The sequence below is a fragment of the Pseudomonas taiwanensis DSM 21245 genome (assembly GCF_000425785.1).
In the GTDB taxonomy this organism is placed as follows: Bacteria; Pseudomonadota; Gammaproteobacteria; order Pseudomonadales; family Pseudomonadaceae; genus Aquipseudomonas; species Aquipseudomonas taiwanensis.
In genome coordinates this window covers 1-15,687 of the sequence record NZ_AUEC01000049.1, presented here as the reverse complement: position 1 = coordinate 15,687, position 15,687 = coordinate 1, and the positions used below count along the sequence as shown (strand labels likewise).

14 protein-coding genes and 1 tRNA gene are annotated in these 15,687 nt (G+C 58.1%); all 15 read right to left on the bottom strand.

Going from position 1 to position 15,687, the window contains the following annotated elements:
* Positions 1-176, bottom strand: a 176-nt coding sequence (locus tag H620_RS26635; protein WP_236223339.1) for a GTP-binding protein, incomplete at its 3' end; no start/stop codon positions are given.
* A 30-nt stretch (positions 177-206) separates the two neighbouring features.
* A complete protein-coding gene (gene fusA, locus H620_RS0118510) occupies positions 207-2,351 on the bottom strand; it encodes an elongation factor G (protein WP_023382633.1) in 2,145 nt (714 codons plus the stop codon).
* A 30-nt stretch (positions 2,352-2,381) separates the two neighbouring features.
* Positions 2,382-2,852: a 30S ribosomal protein S7 gene (rpsG, locus tag H620_RS0118505; RefSeq protein WP_003246741.1), complete on the bottom strand. Its 471-nt coding sequence runs from the start codon at positions 2,850-2,852 to the stop codon at positions 2,382-2,384.
* 106 nt (positions 2,853-2,958) lie between these two features.
* Positions 2,959-3,330 (bottom strand): 30S ribosomal protein S12, encoded by a 372-nt coding sequence (gene rpsL / locus H620_RS0118500; protein WP_003186084.1) that lies wholly within the window; start codon positions 3,328-3,330, stop codon positions 2,959-2,961.
* A 211-nt stretch (positions 3,331-3,541) separates the two neighbouring features.
* Entirely contained in the window at positions 3,542-7,741 is a 4,200-nt protein-coding gene (gene rpoC, locus H620_RS0118495) for a DNA-directed RNA polymerase subunit beta' (protein ID WP_023382634.1), read from the bottom strand.
* A 63-nt stretch (positions 7,742-7,804) separates the two neighbouring features.
* Positions 7,805-11,878 carry a DNA-directed RNA polymerase subunit beta gene (gene rpoB / locus H620_RS0118490; RefSeq protein ID WP_023382635.1) on the bottom strand — a complete coding sequence of 1,358 codons (4,074 nt, stop codon included), beginning with the start codon at positions 11,876-11,878 and terminating at the stop codon, positions 7,805-7,807.
* Complete coding sequence (locus H620_RS26990) at positions 11,878-12,048, bottom strand: hypothetical protein (RefSeq protein WP_023382636.1); 171 nt, start codon at positions 12,046-12,048, stop codon at positions 11,878-11,880. The genes rpoB and H620_RS26990 overlap by 1 nt, the downstream gene beginning before the upstream one ends.
* A 49-nt stretch (positions 12,049-12,097) precedes the next feature.
* A complete protein-coding gene (rplL, locus tag H620_RS0118480) occupies positions 12,098-12,466 on the bottom strand; it encodes a 50S ribosomal protein L7/L12 (protein WP_011531883.1) in 369 nt (122 codons plus the stop codon).
* A 78-nt stretch (positions 12,467-12,544) separates the two neighbouring features.
* Complete coding sequence (gene rplJ / locus H620_RS0118475; protein WP_003257082.1) at positions 12,545-13,045, bottom strand: 50S ribosomal protein L10; 501 nt, start codon at positions 13,043-13,045, stop codon at positions 12,545-12,547.
* 199 nt (positions 13,046-13,244) lie between these two features.
* On the bottom strand, positions 13,245-13,940 hold the full coding sequence (rplA, locus tag H620_RS0118470) for a 50S ribosomal protein L1 (RefSeq protein WP_023382637.1): 696 nt from the start codon (positions 13,938-13,940) through the stop codon (positions 13,245-13,247).
* Positions 13,940-14,371 (bottom strand): 50S ribosomal protein L11, encoded by a 432-nt coding sequence (gene rplK / locus H620_RS0118465; protein ID WP_023382638.1) that lies wholly within the window; start codon positions 14,369-14,371, stop codon positions 13,940-13,942. Before rplK ends, rplA begins: the two co-directional genes overlap by 1 nt.
* Before the next feature lie 119 nt (positions 14,372-14,490).
* Positions 14,491-15,024, bottom strand: coding sequence for a transcription termination/antitermination protein NusG (gene nusG, locus H620_RS0118460; protein WP_011531880.1), 534 nt, complete (start codon positions 15,022-15,024; stop codon positions 14,491-14,493).
* 9 nt (positions 15,025-15,033) lie between these two features.
* Complete coding sequence (gene secE / locus H620_RS0118455) at positions 15,034-15,402, bottom strand: preprotein translocase subunit SecE (RefSeq protein WP_008089117.1); 369 nt, start codon at positions 15,400-15,402, stop codon at positions 15,034-15,036.
* A 44-nt stretch (positions 15,403-15,446) separates the two neighbouring features.
* Positions 15,447-15,522 (bottom strand) — tRNA-Trp (locus H620_RS0118450).
* 54 nt (positions 15,523-15,576) lie between these two features.
* Positions 15,577-15,687: EF-Tu C-terminal domain-related protein (locus H620_RS26630; protein WP_080667851.1), on the bottom strand; the 111-nt coding region annotated here is incomplete at its 5' end.

The window sequence follows — 15,687 nt, the reverse complement described above, 5'->3', positions numbered from 1 at the left end:
CGCGCTTTTTCTTCCGGAGCCGAGTCGATCTTGTCGAACTCAACGACTGCCGAACCGAAAACTTCGGAGCAGACGCGAGTCAGAGCTGCGGTCAGAGTGGTCTTACCGTGGTCAACGTGGCCGATGGTGCCGACGTTAACGTGGGGAAGGGAACGATCAAATTTTTCTTTAGCCACGACAGTGAACCTCTTGCCTAAAGGGCTGGATTAGCCTTGTTTTTTAACGAGTGCTTCGACGATGTTCGACGGAGCTTCGGAGTACTTGGAGAATTCCATGGAGTAGCTTGCGCGACCCTGAGACATGGAACGAACGTCGGTCGCATAACCGAACATCTCTCCCAGTGGGACTTCTGCACGGATAACCTTGCCGGAGACCGAGTCATCCATACCCTGGATCAGACCACGACGACGGTTCAGGTCACCCATCACGTCACCCATGTAATCCTCAGGGGTTACTACCTCAACCTTCATGATCGGCTCAAGCACAACACCGCCACCCTTCTGGGCCAGCTGCTTGGTCGCCATGGAGGCCGCGATCTTAAACGCCATCTCGTTGGAGTCGACGTCGTGGTACGAACCGTCGAACACGGTAGCCTTCAGGCCGATCAGAGGATAGCCGGCGACAACGCCGTTCTTCATCTGCTCTTCGATACCCTTCTGGATCGCCGGGATGTATTCCTTCGGAACCACACCGCCAACGACTTCGTTGGTGAAGACCAGGCCTTCGGTGATGTTGCCCTTTTCGTCCTGATCCGGCTCGGAGAAGCGGATCCAGCAGTGACCGAACTGACCACGACCGCCGGACTGACGAACGAACTTGCCTTCGATCTCGACGCCGGACTTGGTGATCTTCTCGCGGTACGAAACCTGAGGCTTACCAATGTTGGCTTCAACGTTGAATTCGCGCTTCATGCGGTCAACGATGATGTCCAGGTGCAGCTCACCCATACCGGAGATGATGGTCTGGCCAGTCTCTTCGTCGGTCTTGACACGGAACGACGGGTCTTCCTGAGCCAGCTTGCCCAGTGCGATACCCATTTTTTCCTGGTCTTGCTTGGTCTTCGGCTCAACAGACAGCGAAATCACTGGCTCTGGGAAGTCCATGCGCTCAAGGATGATTGGCTTGTCAGCGTCGCACAGGGTTTCACCAGTGGTAACGTCTTTCATGCCGATCAGGGCCGCGATGTCGCCAGCGCGAACTTCCTTGATCTCTTCACGCTGGTTGGCGTGCATCTGCACCATACGACCAACGCGCTCTTTCTTGCCTTTGACCGAGTTGATGACCGAGTCACCGGAGTTCAGAACGCCCGAGTAGACGCGAACGAAGGTCAGAGTACCTACGAACGGGTCGGTAGCGATCTTGAACGCCAGAGCCGAGAACGGCTCGTTGTCGTCAGCGTGACGCTCGTCATGACGAACAGCCGGGTCATCTTTGGCCAGGTCGGCGTCGTCCGGGTTGATACCCTGGATAGCAGGGATCTCGGTCGGAGCCGGCAGGAAGTCGATAACGGCGTCGAGAACCAGGGGAACACCCTTGTTCTTGAACGAAGAACCGCAGACCGCAGGCACGATCTCGCTCGCCAGAGTACGGGCGCGCAGACCAGCCTTGATCTCTTCGACGGACAGGTCACCTTCTTCGAGGTACTTGTTCATCAGCTCTTCGTTGGCTTCAGCAGCGGACTCGACCATGTTGGCGCGCCACTCTTCAGCCAGCTCCAGCATATCGGCAGGAATCTCTTCCTCGCGATAGGTGGTGCCCTTGTCGTCTTCGTTCCAGTAGATGGCTTTCATCTTGATCAGGTCAACCTGACCCTGGAAGTTGTCTTCAGCACCGATAGCCAGCTGGATTGGAACCGGGGTGTGACCCAGGCGGTTCTTGATCTGGCCGACAACGCGCAGGAAGTTGGCACCAGCACGGTCCATCTTGTTCACGTAGACAACACGTGGAACGCCGTACTTGTTGGCCTGACGCCATACGGTTTCGGACTGCGGCTCAACGCCGGAGGTACCGCAGAACACGACGACCGCGCCGTCGAGTACGCGCAGCGAACGCTCTACTTCAATGGTGAAGTCTACGTGGCCGGGGGTATCGATGACGTTTACGCGGTAGTTGTCGTACTGACCACGGGAGCCTTTCCAGAAAGTGGTAACAGCAGCGGAGGTAATGGTGATACCGCGCTCCTGCTCCTGAACCATCCAGTCGGTGGTCGCGGCGCCATCATGCACCTCGCCCATCTTGTGGCTCAGGCCTGTGTAGAACAGGATCCGCTCGGTAGTGGTAGTCTTGCCCGCGTCAACGTGCGCGCAGATACCGATGTTACGGTAGCGGTTAATTGCTGTAGTACGAGCCATAAAGCCCTCGCAAAAAGATTGATGCTTGAATTAGAAGCGGTAGTGCGAGAACGCCTTGTTGGCTTCAGCCATACGGTGCACGTCTTCACGCTTCTTGACTGCAGCACCCTTGCCTTCAGCAGCATCCAGCAGCTCGCCAGCCAGGCGCAGAGCCATCGACTTCTCGCCGCGCTTGCGGGCGTAGTCTACGAGCCAGCGCATTGCCAGAGCGTTACGACGGGACGGACGAACTTCAACCGGAACCTGGTAAGTGGCACCGCCGACACGGCGGGACTTTACTTCGACCAGCGGAGCGATGGCGTCGAGAGCTTTCTCGAAGATTTCCAGGGGATCGCTGTTCTTGCGTGCTTTGACGGTATCCAGAGCACCGTAAACGATGCGCTCGGCTACGGCCTTCTTGCCGCTTTCCATCACGTGGTTCATGAACTTGGCGAGGATCTGGGATCCGTACTTCGGATCGTCCAGGATCTCACGTTTTGCTGCTACACGACGTCTTGGCATGATAAGCCCTCAAACGGTCTTCAGGTTAGCCCGGGACGTGGGTCTTCGACCCCTGCCCGACCTTACTCTTATCGACTCAAAAAATTGGATGTCTGCAAACGGCCGATTACTTCGGACGCTTGGTACCGTACTTCGAACGACCCTGGTTACGGCCTTTGACGCCCGAAGTATCCAGAGAGCCGCGAACGGTGTGGTAACGAACACCTGGCAAGTCTTTTACACGGCCGCCACGGATCAGAACGACGCTGTGCTCTTGCAGGTTGTGGCCTTCACCACCGATGTACGAGGAAACCTCGAAACCGTTGGTCAGACGCACACGGCATACTTTACGCAGTGCCGAGTTAGGTTTTTTCGGCGTGGTGGTGTACACGCGGGTGCACACGCCACGACGTTGCGGGCAGTTCTGCAGCGCAGGAACGTCGGATTTCTCGACGATACGCTTACGCGGCTGACGTACCAGCTGGTTGATAGTTGCCATCTACTAGCTCCACTGATTGTCTTGCGACGCTATTGTCTTGCAAGAAAAGCCAAAAATTGGCGAGACGGAGCCTCACCAAATTTAAGGGTACAAAAGTCTAAAGAGGATCTTGCACCCAGTCAAGACGAGGCCCCGGCCCTCCCCGCCCGGTCATCGGTAACAAATCCTGTCACCGATGACCTTCAGGAACTGCCGGGGCCCTGCCCTGTACTTAGTTACCGCTGGAGTTCAGCGCTTCGGTCAGTGCGGCTTCCACCTCACTGGCGCTTACACGCAGCGGCTTGTCGGCATCACGGCGACGCTTACGCTCGCTGTGGTACGCCAGACCGGTACCAGCCGGGATCAGACGACCCACGACCACGTTCTCTTTCAGGCCGCGCAGGTAATCGCGCTTGCCGGTTACCGCCGCTTCGGTCAGTACGCGGGTAGTTTCCTGGAAGGAAGCCGCGGAGATGAACGACTCGGTCGACAGCGACGCCTTGGTGATACCCAGCAGCACGCGGGTGAACTTCGAGATGAACTTGTCCTCGCTGGCGAGACGCTCGTTCTCGACCAGTACCTGGGTCAGTTCCATCTGGTCGCCCTTGATGAAGCTGGAATCGCCCGACTCGGAGATCTCGACCTTGCGCAGCATCTGACGCAGGATGGTCTCGATGTGCTTGTCGTTGATCTTCACGCCCTGCAGACGGTAAACGTCCTGAATCTCGTTGACGATGTACTTCGCCAGCGCGCTCACACCCAGCAGACGCAGGATGTCGTGCGGATCGCTCGGACCGTCGGAGATAACTTCGCCGCGGTTTACCTGTTCGCCTTCGAAGACGTTCAGGTGGCGCCACTTCGGAATCAGCTCTTCGTACGGCTCGCTACCGTCGGTCGGGGTAATGACCAGACGACGCTTGCCCTTGGTCTCTTTACCGAAGGCGATGGTGCCGCTGACTTCTGCCAGAATCGAGGCTTCTTTCGGACGGCGCGCTTCGAACAGGTCGGCAACGCGCGGCAGACCACCGGTGATGTCACGGGTCTTGGACGTTTCTTGCGGGATACGCGCGATAACGTCACCAACACCGATCTGGGCGCCGTCAGCCACACCAACCAAGGCGTTGGCCGGCAGGAAGTACTGAGCAGGTACGTCGGTACCTGGCAGGTACAGATCCTTGCCAGAGGCGTCGACCATCTTGATGGCCGGACGGATTTCCTTGCCTGCGGCAGGGCGATCCTTGACGTCCATGACTTCGATGTTGGTCAGGCCGGTCAATTCGTCAGTCTGACGCTTGATGGTGATGCCTTCCTCCATGCCTACGAAGGTCACGGTACCTTTCAGCTCGGTGACGATCGGGTGGGTGTGCGGGTCCCACTTGGCGACGATGGCGCCAGCTTCGACCTTGTCACCTTCCTTGACCGAAATCACAGCACCGTAAGGCAGCTTGTAGCGCTCACGCTCACGACCGAACTCGTCGGCAATGGCCAGCTCGCCGGAACGCGATACCGCGACCAGGTTGCCATCGGCACGCTCAACCTGCTTCAGGTTGTGCAGACGCACCATACCGCCGTTCTTCACCTGTACGCTGTCGGCAGCCGAAGTACGGCTTGCAGCACCACCGATGTGGAACGTACGCATGGTCAGCTGGGTACCCGGCTCACCGATCGACTGAGCGGCGATAACGCCGACAGCTTCACCGATGTTGACCAGGTGACCACGCGCCAGGTCGCGACCGTAGCACTTGGCACAGATGCCGTAGCGGGTTTCACAGTTGATCGGCGAACGAACGACGACTTCGTCGATGCTGTTCAGCTCGATGAACTCGACCCACTTCTCGTCGACCAGGGTACCGGCCGGAACGATGACGTCCTCGGTGCCTGGCTTGAACACGTCACGGGCAATCACACGACCCAATACGCGCTCGCCCAGCGGCTCTACAACGTCGCCGCCTTCGATGTGCGGAGTCATCAGCAGGCCCTGGTCGGTGCCGCAGTCGATCTCGGTCACAACCAGATCCTGGGCAACGTCTACCAGACGACGAGTCAGGTAACCGGAGTTCGCGGTCTTCAGTGCAGTATCCGCCAGACCCTTACGAGCACCGTGGGTCGAGATGAAGTACTGCAGAACGCTCAGACCTTCACGGAAGTTCGCGGTGATCGGCGTCTCGATGATGGAGCCGTCCGGCTTGGCCATCAGACCACGCATACCGGCCAGCTGACGGATCTGGGCGGCCGAACCACGCGCACCGGAGTCTGCCATCATGTACATCGAGTTGAAGGACTCTTGCTCGACTTCCTTGCCCTCGCGGTCGATGACCTTCTCTTTCGAGAGGTTGGCCATCATCGCCTTGGACACTTCGTCGTTCGCCTTCGACCACAAGTCGATGACCTTGTTGTACTTCTCGCCCTGGGTTACCAGGCCGGACGCGTACTGGCTCTCGATCTCCTTCACTTCGTCGGTAGCGGTACCGATGATGCGGGCTTTCTCGTCCGGGATAACGAAGTCGTTAACACCGATGGAAACGCCGGAGATGGTCGAGTAGGCGAAACCGGTGTACATCAGTTGGTCAGCGAAGATCACGGTCTCTTTCAGACCAACCACGCGATAGCACTGGTTGATCAGCTTGGAGATCGCCTTTTTCTTCATCGGCTGGTTGACCACGTCGTACGGCAGACCTGCCGGTACAACCTGGAACAGCAGCGCACGGCCGACAGTGGTGTCGACGATGCGGGTGTTCTTGACCACCGAGCCATCACGCTCTTTCACGGTTTCGTTGATACGAACCTTGATTTTCGCGTGCAGGGCAGCTTCGCCGGCGCGGAATACGCGGTCGACTTCCTGCAGGTCAGCGAACACGCGACCTTCGCCCTTGGCGTTGATGGCTTCACGGGTCATGTAGTACAGACCCAGTACAACGTCCTGCGACGGAACGATGATCGGCTCACCGTTGGCTGGCGACAGGATGTTGTTGGTCGACATCATCAGAGCGCGCGCTTCGAGCTGGGCTTCCAGGGTCAGCGGCACGTGAACGGCCATCTGGTCACCGTCGAAGTCGGCGTTGTACGCGGCGCAGACCAGCGGGTGCAGCTGGATAGCCTTACCTTCGATCAGAACCGGTTCGAAGGCCTGGATACCCAGACGGTGCAGGGTCGGTGCACGGTTGAGCAGGACGGGGTGTTCGCGAATCACTTCGGCGAGAACGTCCCACACCTCTGGCAGTTCGCGCTCGACCATCTTCTTGGCAGCCTTGATGGTGGTCGCCAGACCACGCATTTCCAGCTTGCCGAAAATGAACGGCTTGAACAGCTCCAGAGCCATCTTCTTCGGCAGACCGCACTGGTGCAGACGCAGGGTCGGACCTACGGTAATTACCGAACGGCCAGAGTAGTCCACACGCTTACCGAGCAGGTTCTGACGGAAGCGACCTTGCTTACCTTTGATCATGTCGGCCAGCGACTTCAGCGGACGCTTGTTCGAGCCAGTGATGGCGCGACCGCGACGGCCGTTGTCCAGCAGGGCGTCGACCGCTTCCTGCAGCATGCGCTTCTCGTTGCGCACGATGATGTCCGGCGCCGACAGATCGAGCAGGCGCTTCAGACGGTTGTTACGGTTGATCACCCGACGATACAGGTCGTTCAGGTCGGAGGTCGCGAAGCGGCCGCCATCCAGCGGAACCAGCGGGCGCAGGTCCGGCGGCAGCACTGGCAGGACGGTCAAGACCATCCACTCAGGCAGGTTGCCCGAACCCTGGAAAGCTTCCATCAGCTTCAGGCGCTTGGACAGCTTCTTGATCTTGGTTTCCGAGTTGGTCTGCGGAATCTCTTCGCGCAGGCGGCCGATCTCGTGCTCCAGGTCGATAGCGTGCAGCAGTTCGCGGACAGCCTCGGCACCCATGCGGGCATCGAAGTCATCGCCGAACTCTTCCAGCGCTTCGAAATACTGCTCGTCGTTCAGCAGCTGGCCTTTTTCAAGGGTGGTCATGCCTGGGTCGATAACGACATAGCTCTCGAAGTAGAGAACACGCTCGATATCACGCAGGGTCATGTCCATCAGCAGGCCGATCCGGGACGGCAGCGACTTCAGGAACCAGATGTGGGCAACCGGCGAAGCCAGTTCGATGTGGGCCATGCGCTCACGACGAACCTTGGCCAGGGCGACTTCAACGCCGCACTTCTCGCAGATGACACCGCGGTGCTTCAGGCGCTTGTACTTACCGCACAGGCACTCGTAGTCCTTGACTGGGCCAAAGATCTTGGCGCAGAACAGGCCGTCACGCTCAGGCTTGAACGTACGGTAGTTGATGGTTTCCGGCTTCTTAACTTCACCGAACGACCACGAACGGATCATTTCAGGCGACGCCAGACCGATGCGGATGGCGTCGAACTCTTCGACTTGACCCTGGTTTTTCAGCAAATTCAGTAGGTCTTTCAAGGCCTTTCCTCCTGGCGGAGCAGGGAGCGGGCATTAGCTGCCCACTCCCCTTCGCGTCACGTGTTATTCGGTTTCCAGATCGATATCGATACCGAGCGAACGGATCTCTTTGATCAACACGTTGAAGGACTCGGGCATGCCCGGCTCCATACGGTGATCGCCATCCACGATGTTCTTGTACATCTTGGTACGGCCGTTCACGTCGTCCGACTTCACTGTGAGCATTTCTTGCAGGGTGTATGCCGCGCCGTATGCTTCCAGCGCCCACACTTCCATCTCCCCGAAACGCTGACCACCGAACTGCGCCTTACCACCCAGCGGCTGCTGGGTAACCAGGCTGTACGAACCAGTGGAACGCGCGTGCATCTTGTCGTCCACCAAGTGGTTCAGCTTGAGCATGTACATGTAACCAACGGTCACTGGACGCTCGAACTTGTTGCCGGTACGGCCATCGAACAGCACCATCTGGCCGCTCTCTGGCAGGTCGGCCAGTTTCAGCATGGCCTTGATCTCATGCTCCTTGGCACCGTCGAAGACTGGAGTGGCCATGGGCACGCCCTTCTTCAGGTTGTTCGCCAGGGTAAGGATCTCTTCGTCAGAGAACTCGTCCAGGTTTTCCTGACGACCGCCAATCTCGTTGTAGATCTCGGTCAGGAAGGTACGCAGTTCAGCGGCCTTGCGCTGTTCTTCGATCATGCGGTCGATCTTCTCGCCCAGACCTTTGGCCGCGAGGCCCAGGTGGGTTTCAAGGATCTGACCGACGTTCATACGCGAAGGTACGCCCAGCGGGTTCAGTACGACGTCGACCGGAGTACCGTTGGCGTCGTGCGGCATGTCTTCGACCGGCATGATCACCGAGACAACACCCTTGTTACCGTGACGACCGGCCATCTTGTCACCCGGCTGGATGCGACGGCGGATTGCCAGGTAGACCTTGACGATCTTCAGAACGCCCGGAGCCAGGTCATCGCCCTGCTGCAGCTTGCGCTTCTTGTCTTCGAACTTGTCGTCCAGCAGACGACGGCGATCGACGATGTACTGCTGAGCTTTTTCCAGCTGCTCGTTCAGTGCATCTTCAGCCATGCGCAGCTTGAACCACTGCCCATGCTCCAGACCGTCCAGCACTTCGTCAGTGATCACGGTGCCTTTCTTCAGGCCCGCGCCACCGTCGACCACCTGGCCGTTCAGGGCAGCACGCAGACGCTCGAAGGTTGCGCCTTCGACGATGCGGAACTCTTCGTTGAGGTCCTTGCGGATCTCGTCCAGTTGCATCTTCTCGATGGCCAGGGCACGGCTGTCGCGCTCTACGCCATCACGGGTGAAGACCTGAACGTCGATGACGGTACCCTTGGTGCCGGTCGGCACGCGCAGGGAGGTGTCTTTGACGTCGCTGGCTTTCTCACCGAAGATCGCGCGCAGCAGCTTCTCTTCCGGAGTCAGCTGGGTCTCGCCTTTCGGAGTGACCTTGCCGACCAGGATGTCACCAGCGCCGACTTCGGCACCGACGTAGACAATACCGGCTTCGTCCAGTTTGTTCAGGGCGGCTTCACCGACGTTCGGGATGTCCGCGGTGATTTCCTCTGGGCCAAGCTTGGTGTCACGCGCCACACAGGTCAGTTCCTGGATGTGGATGGTGGTGAAACGGTCTTCCTGAACAACACGCTCGGACAGGCAGATGGAGTCTTCGAAGTTGAAGCCGTTCCACGCCATGAACGCGATGCGCATGTTCTGACCCAGTGCCAGTTCACCCATGTCGGTGGACGGGCCGTCGGCCATGATGTCACCACGCGCAACCACATCACCCTTGCTGACCAGCGGACGCTGGTTGATGCAGGTGTTCTGGTTGGAACGGGTGTATTTGGTCAGGTTGTAGATATCCACACCTGCTTCGCCGGTTTCGACTTCGTCGTCGGCTACGCGAACGACGATACGGCTGGCGTCGACCGAGTCGATCACACCACCACGGCGAGCTACCACGCAGACACCGGAGTCACGGGCGACGTTGCGCTCCATGCCGGTACCTACCAGCGGCTTGTCGGCACGCAGGGTCGGTACAGCCTGACGCTGCATGTTCGAACCCATCAGTGCACGGTTGGCGTCGTCGTGCTCGAGGAACGGAATCAGCGAGGCAGCGACGGAAACAACCTGCTTCGGCGAAACGTCCATCAGGGTGACGTCTTCCGGCGCCTTGACGGTGAATTCGTTCAGGTGACGGACCGCAACAAGCTCGTCGATCAGCTGCTTCTTCTCGTTCATTGCGGCCGAAGCCTGTGCAATGACGTGATCCGCTTCTTCGATCGCCGACAGGAACACGATGTCATCGCTGACCACGCCTTCCTTCACCACGCGGTACGGGCTTTCCAGGAAACCGTACTGGTTGGTGCGGGCATAGGCTGCCAGGGAGTTGATCAGACCGATGTTCGGACCTTCAGGAGTCTCGATCGGGCACACACGGCCGTAGTGGGTCGGGTGTACGTCACGGACTTCGAAGCCAGCGCGCTCACGGGTCAGACCGCCTGGGCCGAGTGCAGAGACACGACGCTTGTGGGTGATCTCGGAGAGCGGGTTGTTCTGGTCCATGAACTGCGACAGCTGGCTGGAACCGAAGAACTCTTTCACCGCCGCCGCTACCGGCTTGGCGTTGATCAGGTCTTGCGGCATCAGGCCTTCGCTTTCAGCCATCGACAGACGTTCCTTGACCGCGCGCTCCACGCGCACCAGGCCAACACGGAACTGGTTCTCGGCCATCTCGCCGACGCAGCGAACGCGACGGTTACCCAGGTGGTCGATGTCGTCGACGATGCCTTTGCCGTTACGGATGTCGACCAGGGTCTTGAGGACCTCGACGATGTCTTCCTTGCTCAGCACGCCCGAACCTTCGATCTCGGTGCGACCGATACGACGGTTGAACTTCATGCGGCCTACGGCGGACAGGTCGTAACGCTCGGCGCTGAAGAACAGGTTGTTGAACAGGGTCTCGGCAGCATCCTTGGTTGGCGGCTCGCCTGGGCGCATCATGCGGTAGATCTCCACCAGAGCTTCCAGCTGGTTGCTGGTGGTGTCGATCTTCAGGGTGTCGGAGATGAACGGACCGCAGTCGATGTCGTTGGTATACAGCGTTTCGATGCGGACGACCTGAGCCTTGGCGATCTTGATCATCAGCTCGGTGGTCAGCTCGGTGTTGCACTCGGCGAGGATTTCACCGGTTGCCGGGTGCACGATGGCCTTGGCGGTAGTACGGCCCAGGACATATTCCAGCGGTACGTCCAGCTGGTTGACCCCAGCCTTCTCGAGCTGGTTGATGTGGCGCGCAGTGATACGACGGCCCTGCTCGACGATGACCTTGCCGCTACCGTCGTGGATATCCATCACCGCGACTTCACCACGCAGACGCTGCGGTACCAGTTCCAGGCTCAGCTTCTCGCCGGATACGTGGAATACGTTGGTGGTGTAGAAGGTGTTCAGAACCTCTTCGGTGCTGTAACCCAGGGCGCGCAGCAGTACCGAGGCCGGCAGTTTGCGGCGACGGTCGATACGGACGAACACGCAGTCTTTCGGGTCGAACTCGAAGTCCAGCCACGAACCACGGTAAGGGATGATGCGAGCGGAGTACAGCAGCTTGCCGGAGCTGTGCGTCTTGCCACGGTCGTGGTCGAAGAACACACCAGGCGAACGGTGCAGCTGGGAAACGATCACACGCTCGGTACCGTTGATAACGAAGGTACCGTTCTCAGTCATCAGGGGGATTTCACCCATGTAGACTTCTTGCTCTTTGATGTCCTTGATCGCTTTGTTCGACGATTCCTTGTCGAAGATGATCAGGCGCACCTTGACCCGCAGTGGGACCGCGAAGGTCACGCCACGCAGGACACATTCCTTCACATCGAAGGCTGGTTCGCCCAGGCGATAGCCTACGTACTCCAGGGCAGCATTGCCGGAGTAGCTGATGATCGGGAATACCGATTTGAAGGCCGCGTGCAGGCCGACGTCGCGGAACTGATCCTTGGATGCTCCCGCTTGCAGGAATTCGCGATACGAATCCAGCTGGATGGCCAGGAGGTAAGGCACATCCATGACGTCCGGCAACTTGCTAAAGTCCTTGCGGATACGTTTTTTCTCAGTGTATGAGTAAGCCATCAGCGTTCCCCAGCTTGGTCACCTGCTTGTTTGGCTTCTCCCGGCGGGAGCAGCCAGAAAATCGTGCAAACCTCTTGGTTTGCGCCACCCACATGGGTGTCTTGCAGCCAGTTATCGGGGCCGACCTGATCGGCCACCAATAACGGAAAAAGGCCGGTGGCATAAGCCACCAGCCATCAGCCTTCGCTCAACGCTCCGGCTGGAGTCGCAAGGTCGAGATTACTTCAGCTCGACTTTAGCGCCAGCTTCTTCCAGCTTCTTCTTCGCGTCTTCAGCGGCTTCTTTCGAAACGCCTTCAGCGATAACCTGAGGAGCGCCGTCGACTTTCTCTTTGGCTTCTTTCAGGCCCAGACCGGTCAGTTCACGAACGGCCTTGATCACGTTTACTTTCTTGTCGCCAGCTTCGGTCAGAACGACGTTGAACTCGGTCTGCTCTTCAGCAGCAGCGGCAGCAACAGCTGGGCCAGCGGCAACAGCGGCAGCAGCGGTAACGCCGAAGGTTTCTTCCATCGCTTTGATCAGTTCAACAATTTCCAGAACAGTTTTCTGGCCGATCGCTTCGATGATTTGTTCGTTAGTCAGAGACATGACTTAAATCCTGTATTGGGGTGACAGCCTACGCAGCCATCAAATTAAACGTATGATTTTGAAAGAGTTGCGCGTGCCTTAGGCAGCAGCAGCTTCTTTCTGGTCGCGCAGAGCTGCCAGGGTACGAGCCAGCTTGCTGGTTGCACCTTGGATTACGCTCATCAGCTGTGCGATAGCCTCGTCGCGAGTTGGCAGGGTTGCCAGCACGTCGATCTGGTTAGCGGCAAGGAACTTGCCGTCAAACGCAGCTGCCTTGATCTCGAACTTGTCCTGACCCTTGGCGAACTCTTTGAACAGACGAGCAGCAGCGCCCGGGTGTTCGTTGGAGAAAGCAATCAGGGTCGGGCCTTTGAACGCGTCGTTGAGGATCGAGAATTCGGTGCCTTCAACAGCGCGCTTGAGCAGGGTGTTACGTACGACACGTACGTAAACGCCAGCTTCGCGGGCCTCTTTACGGAGTCCGGTCATTGCGCCTACAGTCACACCACGGGCATCAGCCACGACAGCGGACAGAGCGACTTTGGCAGCCTCGTTGACTTCAGCGACGATGGCCTTCTTGTCTTCGAGTTTAATTGCCACGGGTTTACTCCTGGTTTTTACCGTTTCATCTGGCCGAAGCCGGATGTCGTTTTGGTGTCTGATTCGGTAACGAATCGGGAGCACCATCTGCGTAGGCTTGTGGTTTAAGGCTTGCGCCGCCTACGGTCTTGGATAGCCCCCGCCAGGCAGGGACCCCAATTTTTTGCTGGTGGCGCGACGAATCGCGCCACCATCGGTCTTACGCGTTCAGCGAGCTCTGGTCGATGACCAGGCCTGGGCCCATGGTGGTGCTCAGGGTAACGCGTTTGACGTAGATACCTTTCGAAGAAGCAGGCTTGATACGCTTCAGATCAGCGATCAGTGCCTCAACGTTTTCCTTCAGCTTGCCAGCTTCGAAGCCGACCTTGCCAACGGAGGTGTGGATGATACCGTTTTTGTCGGTACGGTAGCGAACCTGACCAGCCTTGGCGTTTTTGACAGCCGAAGCGACGTCTGGCGTCACGGTACCAACTTTCGGGTTAGGCATCAGGCCGCGCGGACCCAGAACCTGACCCAGCTGACCTACAACGCGCATTGCATCAGGCGATGCGATGACGACGTCATAGTTCAGGTCGCCGCCTTTCATTTCGGCAGCCAGATCGTCCATACCTACGCGGTCAGCGCCAGCAGCCAGAGCGGCTTCAGCAGCAGGACCCTGGGTGAAGACGGCAACACGTACGGTCTTGCCAGTGCCGTGTGGCAGCACGGTAGCGCTACGAACGACCTGGTCGGATTTACGCGGGTCAACACCGAGGTTGACGGCAACGTCGAAGGACTCGCTGAACTTCACGGTGGACAGTTCGGCCAGCAGCACTGCTGCTTCTTCGAAGTTGTAAACTTTGCCAGCTTCGACTTTCGAAGCAATGGCCTTTTGGCGCTTGGTCAGCTTAGCCATTACACACCCTCCACGTTCAGACCCATGCTGCGGGCAGAGCCAGCGATGGTGCGTACAGCTGCGTCCAGGTCAGCAGCGGTCAGATCAGCCTGCTTGGTCTTGGCGATCTCTTCCAGCTGAGCACGGTTGACGGTACCAACCTTGACAGTGTTCGGACGAGCCGAACCGCTGGTCAGGCCAGCAGCCTTCTTCAGCAGAACCGAAGCAGGGGTGCTCTTGGTTTCGAAAGTGAAGCTACGGTCACTGTAAACAGTGATGATCACTGGAGTCGGCAGACCTGGCTCTTGACCCTGAGTACGGGCGTTGAAGGCCTTGCAGAATTCCATGATGTTCACACCGTGTTGACCCAGTGCTGGACCAACGGGTGGGCTTGGGTTGGCCTGGCCGGCCTTAACTTGCAGCTTGATGTAAGCCTGAATCTTCTTAGCCATGAGCTACTCCAATATCGGGTACGAACGCCAGATGGCTCCCCGGATGACTTGCGTTTTATCCCAGTGACGACAAAACCCCGCAGCACACAGGGCTGCGGGGTATGGGATGCGTTGTCCGCCTAGACCTTTTCGACCTGGCTGAACTCGAGCTCCACCGGAGTAGAGCGACCGAAAATGAGCACCGCCACCTGGAGGCGACTCTTTTCGTAGTTAACCTCTTCGACGCTACCATTGAAGTCAGCAAACGGACCATCAATGACTCGAACCACTTCACCCGGCTCGAAGAGCGTCTTCGGCTTCGGCTTATCACTACCGTCAGCCACGCGACGCAGGATAGCTTCAGCTTCTTTATCAGTGATCGGCGCAGGCTTATCTGCGGTACCACCGATAAAGCCCATCACACGAGGGGTGTCCTTGACCAAGTGCCAAGTCCCTTCGTTCATCTCCATCTGGACCAGAACGTAGCCAGGGAAGAATTTGCGCTCACTTTTGCGCTTCTGGCCGTTGCGCATCTCAACGACTTCTTCGGTCGGGACCAGGATCTCGCCGAATTCGTCTTCCATGCCAGCCAGCTTGACGCGCTCGATCAGCGACCGCATCACATGCTTCTCGTAACCCGAGTAAGCATGCACAACATACCAACGCTTAGCCACGGGACACCTTTAGCCAACGATCAAGGAGACCGCCCAGCCGAGCAGGGAATCAAGACCCCACAGCAGCAGTGCCATAACCAACACGACAGCCACGACAATCAGAGTGGTCTGGGTGGTTTCCTGGCGGGTCGGCCACACGACTTTACGAATCTCGGTACGAGCTTCCTTCGCCAGCGCAAAGAACGACTTACCCTTCGCAGTCTGCAGAGCAACGAAGCCTGCGACAGCAGCCAGGGCGAGAAGTGCAAGGACGCGATACAGGATTGGAGAGGCGGAGTAATACTGATTACCCACAACGCCAACGACTACCAAAGCCACTACAGCCAGCCACTTGAACAGATCAAAACGCGATTCTTGGGCTTCAGTCTTGGGCGTCATCGGGGAGGATCCTGTGAGAAGAAAGCCAATCACACCGAGGTGAATGGCAGGTCAGGAGGGAATCGAACCCCCAACCTACGGTTTTGGAGACCGTCGCTCTGCCAATTGAGCTACTGACCTATAACGCTGTATCAGGCCGGCCATTATACCGGCCCGATCAAGTAAATCAACTACTTATTCAATAATTTTTGCTACGACGCCGGCGCCGACGGTACGACCGCCTTCACGGATAGCGAAGCGCAGACCGTCTTCCATTGCGATGGTCTTGATCAGGGTGACAGTCAT

What these genes read in the sequence shown, in the direction of transcription:
- fusA (WP_023382633.1), bottom strand. Translation starts at nt 2,351, where the DNA reads ATGGCTCGTACTACAGCAATTAACCGCTACCGTAACATCGGTATCTGC.
- rpsG (WP_003246741.1), bottom strand. Translation starts at nt 2,852, where the DNA reads ATGCCAAGACGTCGTGTAGCAGCAAAACGTGAGATCCTGGACGATCCG.
- rpsL (WP_003186084.1), bottom strand. Translation starts at nt 3,330, where the DNA reads ATGGCAACTATCAACCAGCTGGTACGTCAGCCGCGTAAGCGTATCGTC.
- rpoB (WP_023382635.1), bottom strand. Translation starts at nt 11,878, where the DNA reads ATGGCTTACTCATACACTGAGAAAAAACGTATCCGCAAGGACTTTAGC.
- rplL (WP_011531883.1), bottom strand. Translation starts at nt 12,466, where the DNA reads ATGTCTCTGACTAACGAACAAATCATCGAAGCGATCGGCCAGAAAACT.
- rplA (WP_023382637.1), bottom strand. Translation starts at nt 13,940, where the DNA reads ATGGCTAAGCTGACCAAGCGCCAAAAGGCCATTGCTTCGAAAGTCGAA.
- rplK (WP_023382638.1), bottom strand. Translation starts at nt 14,371, where the DNA reads ATGGCTAAGAAGATTCAGGCTTACATCAAGCTGCAAGTTAAGGCCGGC.
- secE (WP_008089117.1), bottom strand. Translation starts at nt 15,402, where the DNA reads ATGACGCCCAAGACTGAAGCCCAAGAATCGCGTTTTGATCTGTTCAAG.